Consider the following 22,268-nt stretch of genomic DNA (forward strand, 5'->3'; position numbering starts at 1 on the left):
TTGTGGCTAAAGAAACAATCAGCGAAAAGGAGCTGCAGCGCCGCTTCGAAGCGGAAGCGCTGCCCCTGCTAGACCAGCTCTACGGCGGTGCCCTGCGCATGACGCGCAACCCGCAAGATGCTGAGGATCTCGTGCAGGAGACTTACCTCAAGGCCTATAAGTCCTTTCATTCCTTTAAGCAAGGTACAAACCTTAAGGCTTGGCTGTATCGCATCATGACCAATAACTACATCAACTCCTACCGCAAGGCGAAGCGCCGGCCCACGGAGTCCTCGGCCGATGACCTGAGCGATTTTCAGCTCTATACCACTGCTGGGCACGATTCCACTGGCCTGGAATCCGCCGAGGTATCAGCGCTTAAAGACATGCCGGACGCCACCATTTCAGAGGCCATGAATGACCTGCCCGATGACTACCGGATGGTGGTGTACTACGCGGATGTAGAGGGCTTGGCGTATAAAGAAATTGCAGAAATCATGGATACTCCGCTGGGCACGGTGATGTCCCGGTTGCACCGGGGAAGAAAAATGCTCCGGAAAGCGTTGAAAGACGTGGCACGAGAACAAGGCATTGGATTAGAACACCCAGACATGGAGGAGAAGTAATGGACCGCGCAACGGAACACAACTGTGGTGCGTGTAGCTCCCCAGAGGTACAGGCCCTCCTGTGCGAGCTTCTCGATGAATCCACCACCTATGCCCGCGCACTCGCCATCCGCGAGCACATCGCCCAGTGCGATTTCTGTCAACAGCGCCTCGAGAGCGAGGAGATTATCCGCTCCCTGGTGCGCAACTGCTGTAACGGCCAGGCCAAAGCGCCAAAGGCACTGCGCCGCCGCATTTCGGTAGAGATCACGCGCATCGACACGGCGTGGTAGGCACTGTTGCTCACTCGCTGTGGTGGGGTCATGGTCTCCTGATCTTCCAATTTTTTGCTTGAGTCCATACTGATCGGGCCGAATTGAGGGTGGAAGGACCGAATTGAGACCCCAATGTGTTCAATTCGGCCCGATCACATTGGACTTAAGGCACGGAGAGGTCAAGCGGGGAGCTAGGAGACGACATCGATGTGCGTCTGACATAGCAAAAGCCCGGTTCTACGGTCGAAGTGACCGAGGGAACCGGGCTTTGAGTAATGCTGTGCGTTATGCGCCAGGACGCTTGCCGTGATTAGCGGACTTCTTGCGGCGATCCTTGCGCTTGCGACCACGCTTGCTCATTGCGCACTCCTTCGTTGAGGGTATCTGAACTTTATTCAACTGTAGCGGCTAAGGGCGCCGAAACGAAAATTGGGGGCCGCTATTTAAGCGGAAACGCGGGCGCGGCCACGGCCGCGGTTGCGGCGACGCTTGAGGGCGCGGCGCTCCTCTTCAGACAGGCCGCCCCAGACGCCGGCGTCCAGGCCGGATTCCAGTGCCCACTTCAGGCAGGAAGAGGCAACGGGGCAACGGTTGCAGACCAGCTTGGCCTTAGCGATTTGGGTAAGTGCAGGACCAGAATTGCCTACTGGGAAGAACAGCTCGGGGTCTTCGTCGCGGCAAACAGCTTCGTGGCGCCAATCCATGATTGATATCTCCTAACAAAAATTCGACAGCAGTAAGCACAAGCGCTTTTCATGAGAAATGAAAAGCAACCAATGCCAGGGTGGGTGGTTGTGTGAACTGGTCTGCGTGCAGTGGGGCCCGGTCTCGAGGTCGGGCCAGCGTCGCCGCCGCCAATGGTTCACATTGTGGTTACTTGAAGTTTCCTTCAAGTTAAGAAGAGGTTTACGTCCTCTTTCTTTTTGCTACCCCAGAATCATGACATGTTTACTCAGACTCCGCTAGGGGTAAAGGCAAAATTGTGGCCAACCTCACGTGAATGAAACTAGTGTGGGGGTCATTTAGGTCGAAGTATGAGTTGAAAGAAGCCTGTGAGAAACGCGCTGAACTGGCGCATTGTCCAAAAAACATTGAGTGTGGTGACTGAAGAAGCGTCAAATCTACCCGGCTAACCCCTGCCCCCGCGAAACCTGAGTGGCGCACAAGGAAATGGCCTTGACCGGTGAGTAGACTGTGGGTTTGTGTCTAAGCAGAAGAAAAAGCAGGTAAACAAAAAGCAAAGTGTTTCCTCCGCGCAGCCGGCGCGTGAGGAGAAGGCCCAGCAGGGCGCGCCACAGCCGGTCCTCGTGGCCGCAGCGCTCGCCGTGGTTCAGTCCATTGCCGTCATCTGCTTCGGTATCTTCCTGATCGTGCGCGAGGCGACCGGCGCAGAAAATGGTTCCATGGTGTCGGACTCGGGCTCCGGAAGCTTTGTAGGGCTAGGCACCGCACTATTTATCTTTATTGTCTTTGGCTTTGTCATCGTCGGCGCTTGGGCCATGGTCAAGGGAAAGCGCTGGGGTAGGGGAGCCATTATCCTGGTCGAGCTCATCTTGACGGCGAGCTCCTTCCAGATGTTCAGCGGCGGATCGCCGCTACTTGGTGCGGTGACCTTGGCGAGCGCCGCAGTAGTCATTTTCCTACTGATGTTCGTCCGCGCTTCCACCGAGTGGGCGGCAGCAAACTTCTAAATTCGTTGCCACGCACAAGGGCCGCGCCCCGGGTAAATCCGGAAGGCGCGGCCCTTTCTGTAGTGGAGGGTGTTAATCGGCGCTTAGGCCCACGACCTGATCGCCGCGGGTTTCCACGATGGTGTCGCCCGCCAAGGTGAGGTAGACGGGGCCGTGGTAGCTGCCGCGATCAACCGGGATGGTTCGCAGGGTTTTGCCGGTGGACCAATCCATGACAGCAATGCCTTCTTGGGTAGGCACCAACATGTGCTCGTCGACGGCGATGGGGGTGCCGATGGCATCTTCTACTACGTGATCCACTGCGAGGTCGCTCGGCTTGAAGAGATAGAGCCGGGAGCCATCAAACCACGTCATATGGTGCGGAAGATCCGCGGTTGCCGGGGCGAACGGGGAGGCGCCGGCGTCAATGTCTGGAGAGGGCTCTGCCGAAGTAGAGTCCAGCTTTTCGCCCTTATTGTCATAGGACTCAATCGTGGGATTCGGGCCTGGGCGGTAGACGGCGGCGGCCTTTTGTCCCACAGCGACAAGCCGGGCGCCGTCGGTGGCTATGTCCACATCGGCGGCGATATCGGGCTCACGGGAATCATCAGGGGTGGTGTTTTGGAAACGCAACCAGGTGGTGCCCGGTTTATCGGGGCAGGACTCGGTCAGCACTAAATTCTCGGTACGGGTGAGGGCGGAGCTAATGGTGCAGTCCTCATGTGGCTGCTTGTCCGGCTCCTGCTTTGCCTCCACATCACCGTATTCCACGGTGCGCACCAAATCGGAGCGCCACAGATCAATGCGGTCGGTGGAGACCGTTCCTACCCGGTCATTAGAGGAAACGGGTACTACCTCTTCCGAGTTGACGGCGCTGCGGGTGCTGTCATACTCACCAGTTGCGGCATCAATCGCCACGGTATCCCCGCAGCCCACACCGGTCTTATACGACGCCACGATCTTGCCCCATGCAGTAGACAGCGAGCACAGATCCGCGTCCGTGCGCTCATAAGTCCACGCCTCGGAGCCGTCCGGGTTAGTGGCGGTGAGCGTGTGATCGGCGTGCGTGATGGTCAGGCCGTGCGCCGAAACCGCCCGGTATTGGCCAGGAACCGGTGCGTTGGGGAGGCTGAAGGACTCGTGGAGGGCCTCGGGGACGTCGGCAAGCGCGGGTGCATCCTTATCCCCAGGAACGGCCGCTTGGCTAAGATGTGCCTGATTAATATTGGCGGTAATAGCCGCCCCGCCGACCGCGATGGCGCAGACCACGGCAATAATGCCGGTAGCCTTCCAATCGGCGGGGGTCGAGCGCAAAATGGGAGCTTTAGTCATCGGCGGCCTCCTCGCCGGCGCCGGGAGCTGCCACGGCGCGCGGTGGTACGGGTGGGGGATTTCTCGCGGACAGGCACCTGGCCCACGACCTTGGTCTCAGAGCCGACAGTTTCCTCTACCTCCGCGGGGATGTCTAGGGCCTGGGCCAGCTCCGGGGACGTGGAGAACCACTGCGGCGGATTCGGCTCACCCAAATCCAGCTCATCATTAATAACTTGCCATTTGCCCAGCTCATCATAGCCCACCATGGTGATAGCGGTGCCCGTATGGCCGGCGCGACCCGTGCGGCCAATGCGATGGACAAAGGTCATCGGATCATCCGGAACCTGATAGTTGATGACGTGGGTGACATCATCAACGTCGATGCCGCGGGCGGCAATATCGGTGGCGACCAAGATATCCACCTGGCCGGTGCGGAAGGCATGGAGCGACTTCTCGCGCGACTTTTGCCCCAGATCGCCGTGGACCGCGCCCACGTGGAAGCCGCGCCGGGCAAGATCATCGGCCAACTGGGCGGCCGCGCGCTTGGTGCGAGCGAAGATGATGGTGCGCCCGCGGCCGGAGCCCTGCAGGGCGTGGGCGACGACGGCAACCTTATCCATGCGGTGGGCCTGGAAGGTGACCTTGCGAGTGGAGGAATGGGTGAAATCCTGCTCGCCGGATTCGGCGCGGATATGGATGGGCTTTTCCATAAACCGGCGGGCGAGCGTCAAAATTGCGCCCGGCATCGTGGCGGAAAAGAGCATGGTCTGGTGGGCATTGCCATCGAGTGCCTTGAGGATAGCCTCCACCGAGGGTAAAAAGCCCAAGTCCAGCATCTCGTCGGCCTCATCGAGCACCAAGATAGCCACGCGATCTAGTTGCAGATTGCCGCGCTCGTGGAGATCGATCAATCGGCCGGGCGTGCCAATGATGACGTCGACGCCCTTGTTGAGCTTTTTGATCTGTTCCTCGTAGGGACGGCCGCCGTAAATGGAGGCTAAGCGCACGGGCAGGTGGGCGGCAGCCACCTGCAGGTCCTCGGTGACCTGCTGGGCAAGCTCGCGGGTGGGGACCACCACGAGGGCGCGCGGGGTGCCATCGAGCTCGTCGATATCGGCATCATCAAAGACGCGGTCCAAAAGCGGCACGCCAAAGCCATAGGTCTTGCCCATGCCGGTGCGCGCTTGGCCAATCAAGTCCTGGCCGGATAGCGCGATGGGCAGGGTTAATTCCTGGATTGCAAAAGTACGCGTGATGCCACGAGTGGCGAGACCATCGCAGATTTCGGCCGCAACGCCGAGTTCCGCGAAGCTCGGTGGCTGGGATTTTATGTCAGACACACCTTGATAGTAGCCGGGATGGTTATAGTGGGGCCATTGACAATAAAACTCTAGTTAGAGGAGGAATCTTCATGGATATCAAGTTTGGCTTCGCAGATACCGCTCGCGAGCTGGTCATTAGCGCTGCAGGTGACCAGGCCGAGCTGACGCAGAAGATTAACAGTGCCCTGGCGGATAACTCCACCCTGGAACTGGAAGATGACAAGGGCCGCAAGTACCTCGTGCGCACTGACCGCGTGGTCTACGTCGAGGTCGGCATTGCAAAGAAGCACGCCGTGGGATTCGCCGGCGCCTAAGGCGAGCGCATAGGGCTGCTGATTCAGCTTTTTTAAATACAAACGGGTAACCTAAGGCCCCATGGAAAAAAGGGAGAATCGCCACGCTCACCGGAGCCAGGGCCATGCGCCGGACCACCCCAATGCGGTGGTCCGGTTTGCGCGTCAATATGGCTGGTGGCGCGTGGTGGCTATCCCCCTCATGATCGCGCTGACCATTTGGTTCATCGTCGATATCGCCACCTCCTCTTCCTCTGAAGAAAAGGCGGAAGTCACTAGCGAGGCTGCCCCAACGAGTACGGAGAAGATGGGCCCTGATCCTGCCGATGCTGCAGTGGTCAAGCGGGAAATCAGCGAGATGCCGCCCGGTGGCTCCTATACCAAGCAGGGCAAGGGCACCTTCCACGAGGTAGGCGAGCCTGGCGCCGTCGCGGGTAAGGGCGGCGAGCAAAAGGTGCGCTATTCCATCGAGGTAGAAGATGGCCTTAACACCGCACCGTATGGAGGCGATGAGTCTTTTGTCGCCATGGTGGAGGCCACCTTGTCTGACCCGCGCGGCTGGACCGCGCAGAAGGACTTTGAGTTCGAGCACGTGGCCGCTGATGCGGAACCGGATACCCGCATCCAGCTGACTTCGCTCGGCACCGCCGCAGAGCGCTGTGGCGAGAAGATTGAAACGGAAACCTCCTGCCACACCACCATTACGGGCGAGTCCACCACCATTATCAACGAGGCCCGCTGGGTGCGCGGCGCCACGCCTTTTGAAGGCGATATGGGCAGTTATCGCCAGTACGTCATCAACCATGAGTTGGGTCATGCCATTGGCTATGCGGCCCACCAGCCGTGTGGCGGCCAAGGCAAGCTAGCGCCGGTCATGATGCAGCAGACCTTGGACCTTAACAACAAAGAATTGCACGATCGCAAGCCCAGCGAGGTCTATCCTGATGAGGACGTGACCTGCTCACCAAACCCGTGGCCTTATCCGAATCCGAATAATAAGGATCCCCACCAACCCGAATAGGAGTTAAGGATGCCGCTTCCCCCAGAGCATGTGTTAAGCGCCTTCCACGCGGAAACCGGTGCCACTGGTACCCGCCGCGCGCAGGGCGATCAATTGGGCCCGGTGTGGGATAACGGCATTAAGGTGGGCGACGTGGTCTATTCCCAGGCCGGTCCGTTTGCCGCCTGGTCCGCTAAGGTGCGCGAGCGCCTCAGCGTGCAGGGGGCCCGCGTTTCCCGGCCGGTACTGTCTAGCGATGGTCGGCACACGGCCGCGGGGTGGAAGGCTACCCAGTTTATTCCGGGCCAAGTACGCGGGCGAATTGATGAAACCGCACAGATGGCGTTGCGCCTCGACGCGGCTATAGCCGAGGTGCCCCTTCCTAACGGGCAGCGCAGCGATGTCTTTGCACGCGCCGAGCGCGCCGCTTGGGAGGAAACAGGCGAGGCTTATCGGCCAGATCTGCTTGCCGACGTCCCCCTTATCCCCGCCCACACCGCACTTCTCACCACCACGGTTTACCACGGCTCCAACCCGCCGGGCATTGTGGACATTGTGCCGAGCGAATCCCCACGCCCAGCCGGCTGGACGGCCGCTTTGGTTATTGTGGATGGGCTCATTGGCCAAGCGGTCGATGATGGGATCTGTCAGCGCTTTAGTCATGTACCCGGTATGCCGGAATTGCTGTTGCGCGCGGTGTCGTATCGCCGTCATGTCAATGACCTGCACTCCGCGTCGCGTTCAAACACGCGTTCGCATATTGAACGGGTGGAGCAGCATCTGGTGTCGCGGGCATCTGCCATACTGGAGCGGTGAGTTACGACCCCCATTCCACCGCGCGTGCGGGAGTGGTCCTTCCACCGTCCCCGCAGGTGCGCCTCGTTCCCCGTACCCAGTCCGCTACGACCCGCAGTTGGCCTGTTGAACTGCCCGAATCCGGTACCTGGAAGGTAACCGGTGCCGCCGGCACCGGTGTGTCCAGCTTCCTTATCGATACCGTCATTCATGCCTTGGATAAAGCCCGGCAGACCGGCGCGGATCCCTCCGGCATCCTGGTTATCGCTCCCTCGAAGGAATCCGGCGCCCGGCTGCGCCGCGAGCTTTCCGAGCGGCTCGAGGATTACGCCGCACAGACCTCCATGGTGCGTTCCGTACACTCCCTCGCATTTGCATTGCTGCGCACAACGACCGAGGAGGAGCTGCGACTTATTACCGGTGCGGAGCAGGACGCCGTCATCCGCGAGCTGCTCACTGGCCAAGCAGAAGACGGGCATGGCTCGTGGCCCGCGGAGATGCGGCCCGCACTGGAATATGTGGGCTTCGCCCGGCAGCTGCGCGATTTCCTTTTGCGCTCCATTGAACGCGGCCTGGGCCCGGGCGACCTAGAGCGCCTCGGTGCCGAGCACGGCCGCCCCATGTGGTCCGCGGCGGGTGAATTCCTGCGCGAGTACGAACGCGTGCAGCTCCTTTCCCGCGCCCATTCCTATTCCGCTGCGGAATTGGTTACCGCGGTTCTTCAGCGCCCCCAGCTACTGCGCGAGCACCCCTTCCACACCATCATTGTCGATGATGCGCAATTGCTCGACCCCACCGCAGGCAAGCTCATTCGCGACATGGCCCCGCAGGCGGATCTCGTGGTGGTAGGCGGCGATGCCGATCAATCCGTCTTTGCCTTCCGCGGTGCTAGCTCGCGTTTCCTGCGGGATTTCCCAGCTGACCACGACATCGAGCTCACCGAGCCCCACCGCACACCCGCTCCGGCGTGCATCTCCATTGTGGATTCGGACGGCAGTCTGCGTGACGTCGTAGCCAATACCGTGCGGCGCCGTCACTTAGAAGACGGCGTGCCTTGGCGGGATATCGCCGTCATCGTTCGTTCAACCGGTGATATCGGGCAGATGCGCCGCACCCTTTTGGCCGCCGGCGTGCCCGTGCACATTAGCCCTACCGACGTCGTCTTGGCCGAACAGCGTTTGGTTTCCGCCGTGCTGCTCGCCCTGCGTGCCTTGGAGGAAGACCTATCAAACTCGGAGTTGGAAGAATTGCTCACTGGCCCCGTAGCTGGTGCCGATCCCGTCACCCTGCGCCGCCTTATCCGTGGTCTGCGCCGCTGGGATTCCACCACCCGGGGCATCGATAGCCTTCGCGGGCTTCTCTATGGCGAGCTCCCAGATTTTAATGGGCAACTTACTGAGCGCGAATACTCCATTCTGGAGCGTGTACGCGCGGTTCTAAGCGCCGGCCGGGACGCACTCGCCTCTGGCGCCTCGGTAGAGGAGACCCTCTGGGCCGTGTGGAGTGCAACCGAGCTCGATAACCGCCTGCAGGCTTCGGCGCTGCGCGGTGGTGCGACCGGCTCGCAGGCCGACCGCGACTTGGATGCAATGATGGCGCTTTTTGACGCCGCAGGCGACTACGTCGAGCGCCGCCCTGATTCCTCGCTGCGCGCCTTCCTGACGCATATCACCGAACAGGAACTTCCCACCGGTGTGCGTGACCGCCGCACCGCTATTCCGCAGGCAGTAGAGATCCTGACTGCACACGGCGCCGTGGGCCGTGAATGGGATACCGTCATTGTGGCCGGCGCACAGGAGGGAAGCTGGCCTTCGCTAGGGGAGACTGGCTCCATCTTTGGGCAGGAAGATCTCATCGATCTCCTCGACCACGATATTGATCCCGATACCCCCGTCAGCCACGTTGCCTCCCGTTTGGCAGAGGAGCGTCGACTCTTCCATGTCGCTACCACGCGCCACCGACAGCGCCTGCTCATTGCCGCTGTGGAAAACCCGGAAGGTGATACGGTCTCTGAGCCTTCGCGCTTCATTAGCGAATTCGCTGGCCGTGGCGTGGACGTACCTGGCCAGGCTGCGCGGCGGCAAGCAAAGCGGGCGCTGCGCCGCACGCAACTCCCGCGCGAACTGGGCCTCGATGTGCCCGAACCCGCACCCGTGTCATTGCGCGATGGACTCGAGGTGGATCCCCTCGATGTGGCGGTGCTGTCCGTGCCAGCCTTTGTTGCACAATTGCGCCGCGTAGTTACCAATCAGGAATCCGGTGAGGTTGAGCGCAAACAAGCAGCCCGCCAGCTCGCTCGGCTAGCGGCAGCCGATATCCCTGGCGCCCACCCGGAGCAATGGTGGTCTGCGCGCTCCGTTGCAGCAGAAATGCCGCTGCATACCAGCGGCAGTTTGTCACCCTCCCGAGTGGAAGCATTACTCAACTGCCCGCTCAAGGCCGTGCTAGGAAATGTGGCCGAGGACCCAAGCACCGAGGAGCACCTGCTCCGCGGTACTTTGGCGCACGCCTTCTTTGAAGCCATTGGCCGCGGCATGGACGCGGAAAAGGCCAAGCTATTGGTGATGGAGGCTTTCGAGCGCATTCAGGACGTACCGCAGTGGCAATTGCGTTTCAGGCTCGATGAGTTTTCCACCCTGTTGGACCGCGCCCGGGAATGGGCGCGCCAATCCGAGGTCAATCAAGAGCTTGCCGGTGTGGAAATCCCCGTAGGCGTACGCGTCAGCGAGGAGGTGCGCATCGGCGGCTATATGGACCGTCTGCTTCGCGATGAAGAGGGCAATTACCTGGTGGTGGACCTCAAGACGGGCAGAAGCAAGCCGGCTAAGAAAGAGGGCGAGGACCATGTGCAGCTGATGACCTATCAGCTTGCGCTTGCCCATGGCGCATTTGACGGCCACCAGGTTCACGACGGCGAAGGCATGCCGCGCCAGGGCGGTGTGCTGGTGTATCCGGGCGCGACCACCAAGAAGATTGGTGAGATTTGGCAAAGCGATAAATCGCCGGAAGCCCTGGAAGAATTCGCCGCACTTCTGCCCCCGCTGGTGGAGGAGATGCGCGGCCCGCGCATCACTGCGCGCACCAATAAAGACTGCGATAAGTGCCCAATTCGCTCCATCTGCCCCGTGCAGGAAGAAGGAAGGATGACCACCGATGCCTAAGAGCAACTTTTCCCCACAGCAGATTGCTGCAGCCTTGGGCAAGAACTTTCCGCCTACCGAGGAACAAGCCCATGTCATCGAAGGCCCCTTTAGCCCCAAACTCGTGGTTGCCGGCGCTGGTGCCGGAAAGACAGAAACCATGGCCTCGCGCGTGGTGTATCTGGTGGCCAATGGTTATGTGCGCCCGGAGCAGGTTCTCGGCCTGACCTTCACCCGTAAGGCCGCGCAACAGCTGGAGCAGCGCATCCGGCGGCAGCTGATTAAATTGCGCGATTCCGGCCTCATCCCACCAGGCGGCGAGGTGGCAGAAGCGTTAGAAAACATTGCGCCGAAGGTAGCTACCTATGACTCCTATGCGGGAGAACTCGTTCGCGAATACGGGCTGTTGGTTCCAGTGGAGCCTACGGCTCGCATCATCACCGAGGCCGAGCGCTATTCCTTGGCCTACGATGTGGTGCGCAATTACACCGGCCAGCTGGAAGACGATCGCGCCCTAGCCACGATTACCGAGACCCTGCTGAAATTCAGCCAAGATATCGATAATGGGCTCAAGGACACGAGTCACATCGCCGAGCATGCCCGCGATTTTCGGGCGGACATCGATAACCTCGATAAATCCCAAAAGAATGGCCCCGAATACTCAAAGGCGCTGCTGGGCTATATCCAAACACAGGAGCGCCGTGTGCAGTACGTGCCGCTGCTGGAGGCCCTGAAAAAGGAACAATCCGAGCGACAAGTCATCACCTTTGGCGAGCAAATGGCCGTCGCCGCGCGCGTCGCGCGCGACCATCCTGTGGTGGGAAAGCAGCAGTCCCAGCGCTATAAGGTCGTCATGCTAGACGAGTACCAAGACACCTCCTATGCCCAGCGCGTGCTTCTCCGCAGCCTGTTCGGAGGGGACCAAGAGGACCTGTCGGTTACGGCCGTGGGCGATCCAATGCAGGCCATCTACGGGTGGCGTGGTGCGACCTCTGAAAATCTCACTGCCTTCGTGGAAGACTTCCCAGTTGCGCCGGGCACATCCGCCCCGAAGGACCAGTTGACCACCTCTTGGCGCAACCCCTCTGGTGCGCTGGACTTGGCTAACTCAGTCGCGGAGGGGGTATTTGAAGGCGTAGAGCGCCCCGTGGACGAGCTTTCTGCCGCCCCGCATAAGGGCGAAGGCGAAATCCAGTTGGCGTACTTCGAAAGCGAGGTTCGCGAGCGCGAGTTCGTCGCCGAGTACCTGAAGGAGCAGTGGGAAAAGCGCGAGGGAGATACCTTCAGTGCGGCGGTTTTGGTGCGTAAAAATAGGCACTCCGCACCCATCGCTGCGGCCCTGGACAAAGCGGGCGTACCCAATGAAATCATTGGTCTCGGTGGCCTGCTGTGGCAGCCAGAAATCCAGGACCTTGTAGCCATTGCCACCATGCTCGTGCGCCCAGAAGATTTGCCTGCGGCCGTGCGCCTGCTCGCGGGCCCCATTTGTGGCCTGGGAATTAGCGATATTCAAGCACTTGCTTCCCGCCAACGAAACCTGGCTGGCGCGAGGGAGGAGCGCTTGCGCTGGGAACCGGGAATGGATCCGGAAGACTACCTGCGTGCGCAGTTGGAAGACGTCACCGCTGAGGAGCCGGATCAGCGCGTCGGCCTTGCCGACGCCCTGGCAGATTTAGGTGAGAGGGACCGCTATACCCCGCAAGGCCTCGCCCGTATGGAAGAGGTTTCTGCCAAACTGCGACACCTGCGTACTTATTCTCTTTCCAAACCGCTGGTGGACATCTTCGCCGATATTGAAGCATTGTTTAATATCCGCACCGAAGTTCTAGCGCGTGGAAGCGCAGGGGGAGCAACACATCTGGATAAATTTGCCGATATTGTCGCGGGCTTCCACGGTGATTCTTTGTATGCGCTCTTGGATTACTTTGCATTAGCGCTCGAAAAGGAAGATGGCCTAGACCTCGGCGAGGTTCCCGCCGCCACTGACCGCGTGCAGATTATGACCGCGCACAAGGCCAAGGGCTTGGAATGGGAACACGTCTGCGTGGTGCATGCGGATTCGTCTAGCTATAGTGCGAAAGCAGAGACCTTCCTGTCCAGGATCGATAAGGTCCCGGGAGACGATGACTATATTGAGGTCCCGGAGGATGCCCAAAAGCGCTCGCATTTCCAAAACGCGTGCGAGGAGTTTAAGAAAGCAGATAGCGCCATCAAGGCGGAAGAATCGGCGCGCCTTTTTTATGTGGCGCTGACGCGTACCGAATCTACCCTGACCGTTACCGGCTCGGGCACCAATAACCTCAATGGAAAGAACAAGAAGGCTCCCTATGAATATCTAGAGCGCCTGAAAGAGCAATTCCCGCAGTACGTGGTGGAGTGGTCCGTCCCCGACGAGCCTTCCGAGGATGATTTTGGGGAGAGCGCCCAATTCCCAGCGCTGCAGGCCAGCCCAGAGGCAGTCGCCGGTGCGGACCTGGTACTTGAAGCTATGGAGGAGCTCCCAGATTTGAGCCGCGGTGAAACCTTTGAGCTGTGGGAGCAGGAAGCTGGCGCGCTCATTGAGGAGTACAAGGCGCTGCAACAGCCGGTGGTAGACGTTGAGCTACCCAGCGAGCTGACCGCCTCTGACATGGTTGCGCTGCGGGCAGACCCGCTTCAGTTTGCCCGCAGGCAACGCCGCCCCGTGCCGTTTAAGCCGAATTCCTATGCCAAGCGCGGTACCGCCTTCCACGCGTGGTTGGAGGACCGCTTCGGCAGCCCGGCACTATTGGGAGAGGAAGAACTTCCAGGTATTGATGAGCCGGAGGACTTCGATTTGGAAGAGCTCAAGGAGGCCTTCCTGAACTCCGAGTGGGCCGAGCGCCAACCGGAGCACGTGGAGGCGCCCTTTGAAATCACCATTGGTGAGTCCGTGGTGCGCGGGCGCATGGACGCGGTATTCCGCTTGGAGGATGGCACCTGGATGGTGGTGGACTGGAAGACCGGCCGCCCTCCCCAGGGAGAGGCTATGGATGCTGCCAAGATACAGCTAGCGGTGTATGCAGAGGCATGGCGCCGTATCCACGGCGGGGAAAAGATTCGTGCCGCGTTCTATTATGTCCACGATGGTTATACCTTCGAGCCTGCCCGCCTGCCGCGTGGGGAAGAGCTGAAGAAACTCCTTGAATCGTCAGTTGAGCACCACAAGGGCTAAGGTATGTGGGCGGTTGCGTAACTCGCAATCTCTTGAGCAATTATTCGAGACCAGAAAAGAAGGCTGGGCTAGTGGGCAAAAAACGTGCGCAGGCAATGAAGTCACGCTTTAGAAGTCGCTTCTTGCCGCAGGTTGAGCTGTCCTCGCAGCCGGACCACGCGCTCATTGATGTCATTACGGTGCCGAGGGATGAAAATTCCAGCCCGTGGCGTCAGCTGGGCAAGCGTGTGCTGTGGGCTTTTGGCATCGTTGTCTTCGTGACCATCGTGGTCTATGTGGACGGCGGTGGGTATAGCGAGGACATGTCGTTATTGGACTCCGCCTACTATGCGGCGGTGTCCCTGACCACCGTGGGTTACGGCGATATCGTGCCCGTGTCCCCACAGGCCAGGCTCATTAACTTAGTGCTTATTACCCCTGCCCGCCTGATCTTCCTTGTTTTATTGGTTGGCGCGACCTTGTCCGTGTTGACGGATAAGGCCCGCCGCACTTTCCAAATCCAGAACTGGAGAAAGCAATTGCGTAACCACACCGTCGTTATCGGTTATGGCACCAAGGGCGCCGGAGCCGTGGCCGCGCTGCTGGCCGATGATGTTCCGTCCTCCCAGATCGTGGTCATCGATACCAACCGTGCGTCCCTCGCTCACGCAGAGCACCACGGATTGGTCACCATCTTTGGTTCCGGCACCAAGCAGGACGTGCTAAAGATCGCTGGGGTAGAGCACGCCAGCTCCATCGTCGTTACCCCATCCACGGACGATACCGCGGTGCTGTGCTGCCTCTCCGTGCGAGAGCTTGCGCCCAAGGCCAAGATCGTGGCGTCGGTGCGCGAGTCCGAAAACCGTCACCTGTTGCTCCAATCCGGTGCAGATTCCGTGGTCACCTCCGCTGAGACGGCCGGCCGACTGCTAGGCCTGGCCACCGTCACCCCGACGGTGGTGGAGATGATGGAAGACCTGCTTTCACCCAACGAAGGTTTCTCCGTAGCCGAGCGCGCCGTGCGCGAATTCGAGGTGGGCTCCAACCCACGCCACCTGGCAGATATCGTGTTGGCTGTTTTGCGCAATAACGAGCTGCACCGCGTGGATACCGCGGATGCCTCCGCGCTGAAGCCGGGCGACCGCCTGCTCTACATCAAGCATGAGATGGAACAGCCCATCGAGGTCATGGACGATGATGATGAGGATTAAATGTTCCTCCCAGTAACCCCTCACGGCCAGGTACCGGTTACGGCAGCGGGGGAGCCGGTGCTGGTGGAGAAGGTTCCCGGGGGCGTCGGCAAGCACGCAGTAGTGGACCTAGGTACCCTGCAGGCGTGCGCGTATCCGGAAGACGGTGCTAGCGAGCTGGGCCGGCTGGAAAGCGCAACGTTCTTTGCAGACCAGCCGGTGATTTTGCAAGCCATTGCGCTGATCCGCAATCGGCGCGAGCAGCGCTTTGATCCGCGGACCGGACACAAGCTGGACTACCCGGCACCGGGAATCGTGGGGCGCGATCCTGTGGACGAGCGCCGGATGGTCTTCCCGCGCCTAGATCCTGCCGTCATCGGGCTTATTCGCCTCAGTGGCACCGACCGGATTTTGCTGGCGCGCAATCGCCGCCGCACTGGCTTTTTCTCCCTGATTGCCGGTTACGTCGAGCCGGGCGAGACCGCGGAGGCTGCTTTTGCGCGCGAGGCCCTGGAAGAAACCGGGCGCAGGGTGGACGATATTCGCTATTGGGGCTCGCAGGCGTGGCCACCGAGTGGTTCCCTTATGCTGGGCTTTTGCGCGCGCACGGCTGATGTCCACCCCACCTGCCATACTGATGGGGAATTGGAAGAAATCCGGTGGGTGGAGCGCGCCGAGCTGCCTGAGCTTAAGCTTCCTCGTCCGGGTTCAATTGCACACACGATGATTATGGAGTGGTATCACGGTGACTAAGCCGGATTTGTCCCTGCTGGATGAAGATCAGCTGCGCGCGGCCACGGCGCCGCGCGGGCCCGTGTGCATCTTGGCTGGCGCGGGCACGGGCAAGACCCGCACTATTACCTATCGCATTGCCAACTTGGTGGACCAGGGTTTTGTGAGCCCGCAGCGCGTGCTTGCGGTGACCTTTACGGCGCGAGCGGCCGGAGAAATGCGCGATCGCCTGCGCACCATGGGCGTGGCCGGAGTGCAGGCGCAGACCTTCCACGCGGCTGCGCGCCGCCAGCTGAAGTATTTTTGGCCGCAGGTAGCAGGCGATCTTCCGTGGCAGCTGCTGGATAATAAATTCCCGCTGGTTGCCCGCGCGGTGCGCTCGGTGGGGCTAGATAATTCCAAGGACATGATTCGAGACGTCTTGGCGGAGATCGAGTGGGCTAAGTCCGCGCTGGTCAGCGCCGAGGATTATGAGTCCGTGATCGCCAATACGGACCGCAGTGCGCCGGCCGATCCGGCCAAGGTGGCAGAGGCCTTCCGCCGCTACGAGCAGTCCAAGGCCACGCCGGAGATGATGCATCTGGATTTTGATGACCTGCTCATGCACATTGCAGGTGCCATCGAGAATGTGCCGGCGATTGCGGAGACCTTCCGCGAGCAGTACCGGACCTTCGTCGTCGATGAGTACCAGGACGTTACCCCGCTGCAGCAGCGGGTGCTCAACGCGTGGTTGGGTGAGCGCGATGACCTTACCGTGGTGGGCGATGCTAACCAGACCATCTATTCCTTCAACGGAGCCTCCCCGGACTACCTGCTTAATTTCTCCCGCACGTACCCGGATGGCACCGTGGTCAAGCTGCAGCGCGACTACCGCTCCACGCCGCAGGTAACGGACCTGGCCAACCGGGTTATTGGCAAGGCCACCGGCCGCGCGGCGGGCACGCGCTTGGAGCTGCAGGGCATGCGCGAGCCCGGTCCCGAGCCCACTTTCAAGGCCTATGAGTCCGAAGAAATTGAGGCCCAGGAGGTGGCCGGCCAGGTCCTTACTCTGCTGGATCAGGGTGTGCCGGCCTCCGAGATTGCCATCCTTTACCGCATCAATGCCCAGTCGGAGCAGTTTGAGCAGGCGCTTGCCGACGCCGGAGTGGTCTACCAAGTCCGCGGCGGCGAGGGCTTTTTCCGCCGCCCGGAAATCCTGGAGGCGATCCGCGTGCTCATCGCCGCGACCCGCCGCGAGGACCTGCCGGATGACCCGGTGGCGATTGCCCGCGCCGCGTTTGTCGAGCTGGGTTTGAGTTCCACCGAGCCGCAGGGCGCCCAGGCCCGGGAGCGCTGGCAGTCCCTCAACGCACTGGTTGGGCTCATTGAAAAGATTGTGGAATCCACTCCTGGCATCGATCTCAACGGGGTGCTGGGGGAGTTGCGCCGGCGCTCTACCGATAAGCAGGCCCCAGCTATGGAAGGCGTGACGCTGGCTACCGTGCACGCCGCCAAGGGCTTGGAATGGGATGCGGTATTCCTCGTGGGGCTAACGGAAAAGCTTATGCCCATCAACCATGCCATCAAGGCTGGCGATGAACAGGTAGAAGAGGAGCGCCGCCTTTTCTACGTGGGTATTACCCGCGCTCGTGAGCACCTCGCGCTGTCGTGGGCGCTGGCGAAGACTACCGGCTCGCGTGCCTCGCGCGAGCGCACCCGCTTCCTCGATGGCATCGTCCCGGCGGCCGAAGACGCCTCCGGGGGAAGCTCCCGCGCGCGCCGCCCGAAGCGGTGCCGTGTGTGCTCTGGCCCGCTGGGCACACCGGCGGAAAAGGTCATTGGCCGCCATGAAGATTGCGAGGGCGGCGGCGATGAAGAGGTCTTTGCCGCGTTGCGCTCGTGGCGCTCCCAGGTAGCGCGTGAGGAAAAGGTTCCGGCCTATGTCATCTTTTCCGATGCCACCCTGCAGGCGATTTCGGAGGAATTGCCCTCCGATGAGGCAGAGATGCTCTCCATCTCCGGCGTAGGACCTAGCAAGCTGGAGCGCTACGGCGCCCAGGTACTAGAGGTTATTCGTTCGGTTCGTAGCTAGCCAGGCTGGTCTTGCCACCGAAGCACACCGGGCAGCGTGGATGCGCTATGACGGTGCGCTGTTGGTGATGTCCGTAGATATCGACCTCCCATTGCTGTCCGGGGCGCGGCTTAGGGGTTGGCGCGCCTGGCGGCAGCGGACGCCCCATCAGCCGCCGGATGATCACCTGCGAATGCGCCGCAACCGCATCGAGCACCACGGCTTCTGGCGTGCGGCGCACGCGGGTGAGCTGGGTACTGATGATATTCCAGAGTGGGTCCATATCCACGCGCGCCAAGTGCGCACACAAGGGGCAGGGGCCTTGGCCCTGGATGCGTACCGGCCCGATGACGCCACGATTGTCCAGCAAAGATACCGGAATCCACGTGGTTGCTGTGCCCGCCAGTGCATTCGCGCAATCCAGCGGGCAGTGCAGCTGGTCCACGGCGAGGACCGGATACATGCCGTCCAGGTCGTGGATATAGGAAAAGGCATTGTCTTCCTCCAGCGGGATGCGCACCTGGAAGCCATCCTCCTCAAGGCGTGCGCGAAGGTTGTATGCCAGGGTGGATTCGCCCATGAGGACAATGGTGTCTGTCTTTTCGGCGGACTCCCTGTGCGGCCAGAGGATGCCATAGTCCAGCGCGTCTTCAATGAGGCTCAGCGCCGCCGCTTCCTCAAGTCCTGCGGCACGCAGCCGGTGGGACAAGTCCTCCGGGGTCACTGGCTCGCGAGCGGTGTTGAAAGCCGTCGCGACGGCGAGCGCGCTTCCTGTTTCCGCAACCCCGACGCGGGTGGCATCCATGCCAAATTGGATTACCGTTTCCTCGCGGCAAAACACCGCGCTGCCGGGTGCTAAGACCACCTGGGTGGCAGAAATCCCCACGCCTTTAACCCCTTCCCCCGAAGTATGTGGTCTCCATTGCACCACAGGTACAATCACCTGTCATGTCGAGCATGCAGCCTACCGCACCGCAGCCCCCAGAGATCAAAGTCATTCGCTCTGCCAAGCGGACGAAAACCGTGCAGGCGCGCATGGTGTCCGGGGTACTCGAGGTACGCATTCCCGCGTGGATGTCCGCGCGCGATGAGCGCGAAGCCGTAGCGGATATGTTGGCGCGGGTGGAAAAGAAGCAGGGCAGTGGCCGCCGCACGGACGCCCAGCTCGAAGAACGTGCGCGGCGGCTCAACGCGGCGTATTTAGATGGCCGCGCGACCATTGGCTCTATTCGGTGGGTGAGCAATCAAAATACGCGGTGGGGTAGCTGTACTACCTCCACCGCGGACATTCGGCTGAGCGACCGGCTGCAACACGTGCCGGACTATGTGCTGGATTCAGTGATCATTCACGAGCTCACCCACACCTTCATCCCGCGCCATGGGCGGGATTTTTGGCAATGGGCGGACAGGGCGCCCCACGCCGAGCGGGCGAAGGGCTATCTTGAGGCCTATCAGCGCTGGGGCTGCTAGTTCTCCTCGTCCTCGTTGCCCTTGTCCTTCTTCTCGTCCTTGCCTTCCGGCTTCTCGGACTCCTTGGACTCGTCGCCCTGCGCCGCAGAGGAATCCTCGCCGTTCTTGAGCATTTCCTCCAGCTTGGCAAACTCTTCTTCAAAGCCTTCATCCGGGCCTTCGTCCAGCAGGGAATCGATAAAGGCGGCCGGATTATCAAGGTGCTCCGCAGTGGGCAGGAAGTCTGGGTGATCCCAGGCCTTATCGCGCTTTTCCGCGCCTACGGCGACGGTGGCGCGGCGCCATAGCTCCGCGGCCTCAGAGACCTTCGGGGCATTGAGTTCGATGCCGACCACCTTGCTGAAGGCATTCTCGGCGGAACCGCCGGTGCTGCGGCGGTGTGCCCATGCCTGGGTGAGCTTCGAAGTCGACGGGATGCGCTCGCCCAGTGCCTCAGTAACCACGTGCTCGGCCCAGCCTTCCACCAGTGCCAATAGGGTCTCGAGGCGGGATGCGGCTGCAGTGTTCTTGGACGTAATGCGCGGGGAGAGGTCCATGCCCTGCAACTTGCTCATTGCGTCCTGGATTGCCTGTGGATCGCCGGACTCGAGGTTGAGCTCGCGGGTGACTTCCTCCAGGTGGGAGGTATCAATGACCAGGCCAATGGCATATTCCTCTACGGAGGAGACGATGCGCTCTACCAACCACGGCACGTGCTTGAACAGGCGCTGGCGGGCAGCCTCGCGTGCGGCAATATAAACCAGCACCTCCTGGCCAGGAACATTAAGCTCGCGGGCGACCCTCTGGATGGTCTGCGGCAACAGTGCCACGGTATTGGCTGGGGCGATGGGCAGGCCGAAATCGGAGCCGGTCAGCGCCTGGGAAGCCAAATCGCCCAAGGCGTGGCCAAGCTGCATGCCAAAATTCATGCCGGACATCTGGTTCATCATCTTGGTCATGGGGCCCATCATCTCGCGGGCCTCTTCCGGCATGGAATCCAGCTGAGCATCATTCATGTGCTCTGCCACCGGGGTGACCATGCGTTGCCACGCCGGCATGGTCTCCTCCAACCACTGCTTGGAATCCCAGGCCTTGGCCGTGCCGGAGGCGGTGGGCAAATAGGTGGCGTCATCAAGCCAGAGCTCCGCCAAACGCACGGATTCCTCTACGGCCTTGGTATCGTCCGCGCTTACCGCCTTGGACTGCGAGATTTGCTGCAGGGCGATGCGCTTAGCCATGTCGTAATTGACCGGGCCGGAGTTTTCCGGCGAGTTCATGGAAGAGCCCATGCCGGACAGCATCTGACCGAACTGGTTCAGCATGTCACCCAGGCCGCCACCATTAGCGCCGCCGAATGCGCCGAACGGGTTCTGGTCACGACGTCCGTCATTATCGTCGTCATCGTTATTGGGGAAAGAAAAACCGAATCCGTTGCTCATGCGTCCTAATCTACCGGCACCATCCGGCTACTTTCCATGATCCCCGCTACGCTGACAGCGAACACTACGGCAAAGGTTGTAGGGTATTGATCCGTGAATTCTCCTGCTAGCCGTCGCGTCCGCACTATCGCCTGGGGTGCCATCCCCGTCGTCCTCACCGGTGCGTTGGTATCGCTTGACCATATCCCCGGCACCGATGTGTCTTTGACCGTGCCTTATGCCGCTGAGGGGCCAGGTCCCACGGTGGACACATTGGGTGAGGTCGACGGCACCCAGGTGGTAGATGTTAAGGCGCCGAAAACCTATGACACCGACGGCCACCTCAACATGACCACAGTCTCCGTGCGCACCAATATGACCCTGGCGCAGGCGCTGGGCCGCTGGATGATGACCGATGACACCATCGTGCCCATCGATACCGTCATTCCGCAGAATATGAGCGATAAAGAGGTAGAAGAGTCCAATAAGCAGGCCTTTACCCAGTCCGAGTCTGCAGCCACCGTGGCGGCCATGGATTACCTGCACCTGCCGGTAAAGATCACCATCGCGGAAGTCATGGATGAGGGCGCGGCGCAGGGCACGCTGAAAAAGGACGATGTCATTACCGCGGTAGAAGGCAAAGATGTCTCGGAGCCGGGCGAGGTCCAAGACGTCATCAAGCAGAAAAGCCCTGGCGATAAGGTCACGCTGACCGTCCAGCGGGGCGGCAAGGAGCAAGAAGAAGAAATCGAGCTAGGGGAGAACCCGAAGCAGAAGGGGCAGGCAATGCTGGGCATCGCCATGCTCTCGGTCCCGCAGGACGATATTAAGGTCAAATACAACCTGCAGGATATTGGTGGGCCCTCCGCCGGCATGATGTTTACCCTAGCGGTCATCGATAAGCTCAACGAGGAAGACCTCACCGGCGGCAAGTTCGTGGCCGGTACGGGCACTATTCAGGAAGACGGCAAAGTAGGCCCGATTGGCGGCATCCAACATAAAATCGCCGCAGCACACGAGGCCGGCGCGGAGCTCTTCCTCGCGCCGAAGGATAATTGCTCTGAGGCCGCCGCGAGCGACCACGGCGATATGCCCATCGCGGAAGTTTCCACCTTGGATGAGGCAGTGTCCACGATGAAGGACTTCGCGGACGGCAAGGAGATTAAAACCTGCCAGTAGCCGGCTTACTTAGCTAGGCCCAGCTCCTTGATCTTCTCTTCCGGGTCTTCCTGGTCGGAGGAGATCATCTGCTGCATAACCATGCCTTCTTTATTGTCCACCACGGTGATGACCGCGGTGGTTCCCAAGGTGGACCAGCCTACGACGCGGTCGCCGTCATCCTCAATGACCTGCGAGCTGCGCAGCTCGGTGAGCACCTGCGTGGTTTGCTTGGCCTTGGAGTGCGAGCGGAAGAACTGGAACTGGCCTACCTCCGGCCCAGAGCAATTATAGGAATCGTCCCCGCCCGTGGAATCGCAGCGGTCGAAGTGCGCGAAGAGCTCCTTGGGCGCTACCGGAGCAAAGATGTCATAGGCCTTGGCTACAGACTTTTCCAATTTTTCGTTGTCGGGCTCCTTGCTTGCCGACGCCCCCTCAGACACCCCCGAGCTTTCCGCCGCGCTCGATTCCGCGCTGGACGCAACGGTGGAAGAGGAGCTAGAGGCGGTGCTGGTTTCCTCAGTGGTATCCGCCGCAGGGGCGGTGGACTCGGCGCCGGCGGTGGTGGTCTCCACGGGGGCGTCGGCAGGCGCGGCATCGTCCGAGGAACAAGCGGCAGTGCTCACGCCTACACCCAGCAGAAGCGCTGCTGCGGTGGCGCGGGTGGCGGTCAGGCGAGTGAGAGTAGTGCGTCGCACGGTAGGAA

At 60.8% G+C, this 22,268-nt stretch carries 20 protein-coding genes; 13 read left to right on the forward strand and 7 right to left on the reverse strand.

The annotated features are described in order from the left end of the window. Positions 1-2 precede the first annotated feature (2 nt). Positions 3-605 (forward strand): sigma-70 family RNA polymerase sigma factor, encoded by a 603-nt coding sequence (locus MHK00_RS05050; protein ID WP_050780301.1) that lies wholly within the window; start codon positions 3-5, stop codon positions 603-605. Then, on the forward strand, positions 605-877 hold the full coding sequence (locus MHK00_RS05055; RefSeq protein WP_005322378.1) for an anti-sigma factor: 273 nt from the start codon (positions 605-607) through the stop codon (positions 875-877). Before MHK00_RS05050 ends, MHK00_RS05055 begins: the two co-directional genes overlap by 1 nt. A gap of 267 nt (positions 878-1,144) precedes the next feature. Here MHK00_RS05055 and MHK00_RS12010 read toward each other — a convergent pair whose 3' ends face one another. Both MHK00_RS12010 and MHK00_RS05060 read right to left on the reverse strand, forming a co-directional pair. Next, positions 1,145-1,219 carry a 50S ribosomal protein bL37 gene (locus MHK00_RS12010; protein WP_100067784.1) on the reverse strand — a complete coding sequence of 25 codons (75 nt, stop codon included), beginning with the start codon at positions 1,217-1,219 and terminating at the stop codon, positions 1,145-1,147. An 83-nt stretch (positions 1,220-1,302) separates the two neighbouring features. Beyond that, entirely contained in the window at positions 1,303-1,563 is a 261-nt protein-coding gene (locus tag MHK00_RS05060; RefSeq protein ID WP_005322377.1) for a WhiB family transcriptional regulator, read from the reverse strand. Positions 1,564-2,061: 498 nt separating this feature from the next. On the opposite strand from MHK00_RS05060, the gene MHK00_RS05065 reads away from it, so the two are divergent. Further along, positions 2,062-2,550 (forward strand): hypothetical protein, encoded by a 489-nt coding sequence (locus MHK00_RS05065; protein WP_005322376.1) that lies wholly within the window; start codon positions 2,062-2,064, stop codon positions 2,548-2,550. Positions 2,551-2,622: 72 nt separating this feature from the next. On the opposite strand, the gene MHK00_RS05070 is transcribed toward MHK00_RS05065, so the two are convergent. Further along, a complete protein-coding gene (locus MHK00_RS05070; RefSeq protein WP_250410749.1) occupies positions 2,623-3,861 on the reverse strand; it encodes an Rv3212 family protein in 1,239 nt (412 codons plus the stop codon). After that, entirely contained in the window at positions 3,858-5,183 is a 1,326-nt protein-coding gene (locus MHK00_RS05075) for a DEAD/DEAH box helicase (RefSeq protein ID WP_250410750.1), read from the reverse strand. The genes MHK00_RS05070 and MHK00_RS05075 overlap by 4 nt, the downstream gene beginning before the upstream one ends. A gap of 71 nt (positions 5,184-5,254) precedes the next feature. Here MHK00_RS05075 and MHK00_RS05080 point away from each other — a divergent pair, with 71 nt between their 5' ends. The 8 genes from MHK00_RS05080 to MHK00_RS05115 all read left to right on the forward strand — a co-directional run bounded on the left by MHK00_RS05080 (position 5,255) and on the right by MHK00_RS05115 (position 17,558). Then, complete coding sequence (locus tag MHK00_RS05080) at positions 5,255-5,479, forward strand: DUF3107 domain-containing protein (protein ID WP_005322370.1); 225 nt, start codon at positions 5,255-5,257, stop codon at positions 5,477-5,479. A gap of 61 nt (positions 5,480-5,540) precedes the next feature. Further along, positions 5,541-6,479: a DUF3152 domain-containing protein gene (locus MHK00_RS05085; RefSeq protein WP_250410751.1), complete on the forward strand. Its 939-nt coding sequence runs from the start codon at positions 5,541-5,543 to the stop codon at positions 6,477-6,479. A 9-nt stretch (positions 6,480-6,488) separates the two neighbouring features. Further along, positions 6,489-7,274, forward strand: coding sequence for a hypothetical protein (locus MHK00_RS05090; RefSeq protein WP_005322366.1), 786 nt, complete (start codon positions 6,489-6,491; stop codon positions 7,272-7,274). A 32-nt stretch (positions 7,275-7,306) separates the two neighbouring features. Further along, positions 7,307-10,414, forward strand: a complete 3,108-nt coding sequence (locus tag MHK00_RS05095) for an ATP-dependent helicase (protein ID WP_250410770.1) — start codon at positions 7,307-7,309, stop codon at positions 10,412-10,414. Then, positions 10,407-13,586, forward strand: a complete 3,180-nt coding sequence (locus MHK00_RS05100; protein ID WP_005322363.1) for an ATP-dependent helicase — start codon at positions 10,407-10,409, stop codon at positions 13,584-13,586. The genes MHK00_RS05095 and MHK00_RS05100 overlap by 8 nt, the downstream gene beginning before the upstream one ends. A gap of 71 nt (positions 13,587-13,657) precedes the next feature. Next, positions 13,658-14,776, forward strand: a complete 1,119-nt coding sequence (locus MHK00_RS05105; protein WP_005322361.1) for a potassium channel family protein — start codon at positions 13,658-13,660, stop codon at positions 14,774-14,776. Continuing rightward, the gene (locus tag MHK00_RS05110) at positions 14,777-15,508 is read left to right on the forward strand and encodes an NAD(+) diphosphatase (protein WP_005322359.1); all 732 of its coding nucleotides are present in this window, start codon (positions 14,777-14,779) and stop codon (positions 15,506-15,508) included. It abuts the gene before it with no gap. After that, positions 15,501-17,558, forward strand: a complete 2,058-nt coding sequence (locus MHK00_RS05115) for an ATP-dependent DNA helicase UvrD2 (RefSeq protein ID WP_005322357.1) — start codon at positions 15,501-15,503, stop codon at positions 17,556-17,558. Before MHK00_RS05110 ends, MHK00_RS05115 begins: the two co-directional genes overlap by 8 nt. Here the strand turns inward: MHK00_RS05115 and MHK00_RS05120 are convergent. Further along, positions 17,536-18,423, reverse strand: a complete 888-nt coding sequence (locus MHK00_RS05120) for a hypothetical protein (protein ID WP_005322356.1) — start codon at positions 18,421-18,423, stop codon at positions 17,536-17,538. The genes MHK00_RS05115 and MHK00_RS05120 overlap by 23 nt on opposite strands. A 62-nt stretch (positions 18,424-18,485) precedes the next feature. On the opposite strand from MHK00_RS05120, the gene MHK00_RS05125 reads away from it, so the two are divergent. Further along, a complete protein-coding gene (locus MHK00_RS05125; protein ID WP_005322354.1) occupies positions 18,486-19,007 on the forward strand; it encodes a M48 metallopeptidase family protein in 522 nt (173 codons plus the stop codon). Here MHK00_RS05125 and MHK00_RS05130 read toward each other — a convergent pair. Further along, positions 19,004-20,425, reverse strand: coding sequence for a zinc-dependent metalloprotease (locus MHK00_RS05130; RefSeq protein ID WP_250410752.1), 1,422 nt, complete (start codon positions 20,423-20,425; stop codon positions 19,004-19,006). The two genes, MHK00_RS05125 and MHK00_RS05130, sit on opposite strands and share 4 nt — an antisense overlap. A 93-nt stretch (positions 20,426-20,518) precedes the next feature. Here MHK00_RS05130 and MHK00_RS05135 point away from each other — a divergent pair, with 93 nt between their 5' ends. Beyond that, on the forward strand, positions 20,519-21,583 hold the full coding sequence (locus MHK00_RS05135) for a YlbL family protein (RefSeq protein WP_250410753.1): 1,065 nt from the start codon (positions 20,519-20,521) through the stop codon (positions 21,581-21,583). 5 nt (positions 21,584-21,588) lie between these two features. Here MHK00_RS05135 and MHK00_RS05140 read toward each other — a convergent pair whose 3' ends face one another. Next, on the reverse strand, positions 21,589-22,260 hold the full coding sequence (locus MHK00_RS05140; protein WP_250410754.1) for a beta-N-acetylglucosaminidase: 672 nt from the start codon (positions 22,258-22,260) through the stop codon (positions 21,589-21,591). Positions 22,261-22,268 lie beyond the last annotated feature (8 nt).

The organism is Corynebacterium tuberculostearicum (genome assembly GCF_022347385.1).
GTDB lineage: Bacteria > Actinomycetota > Actinomycetes > Mycobacteriales > Mycobacteriaceae > Corynebacterium > Corynebacterium tuberculostearicum_M.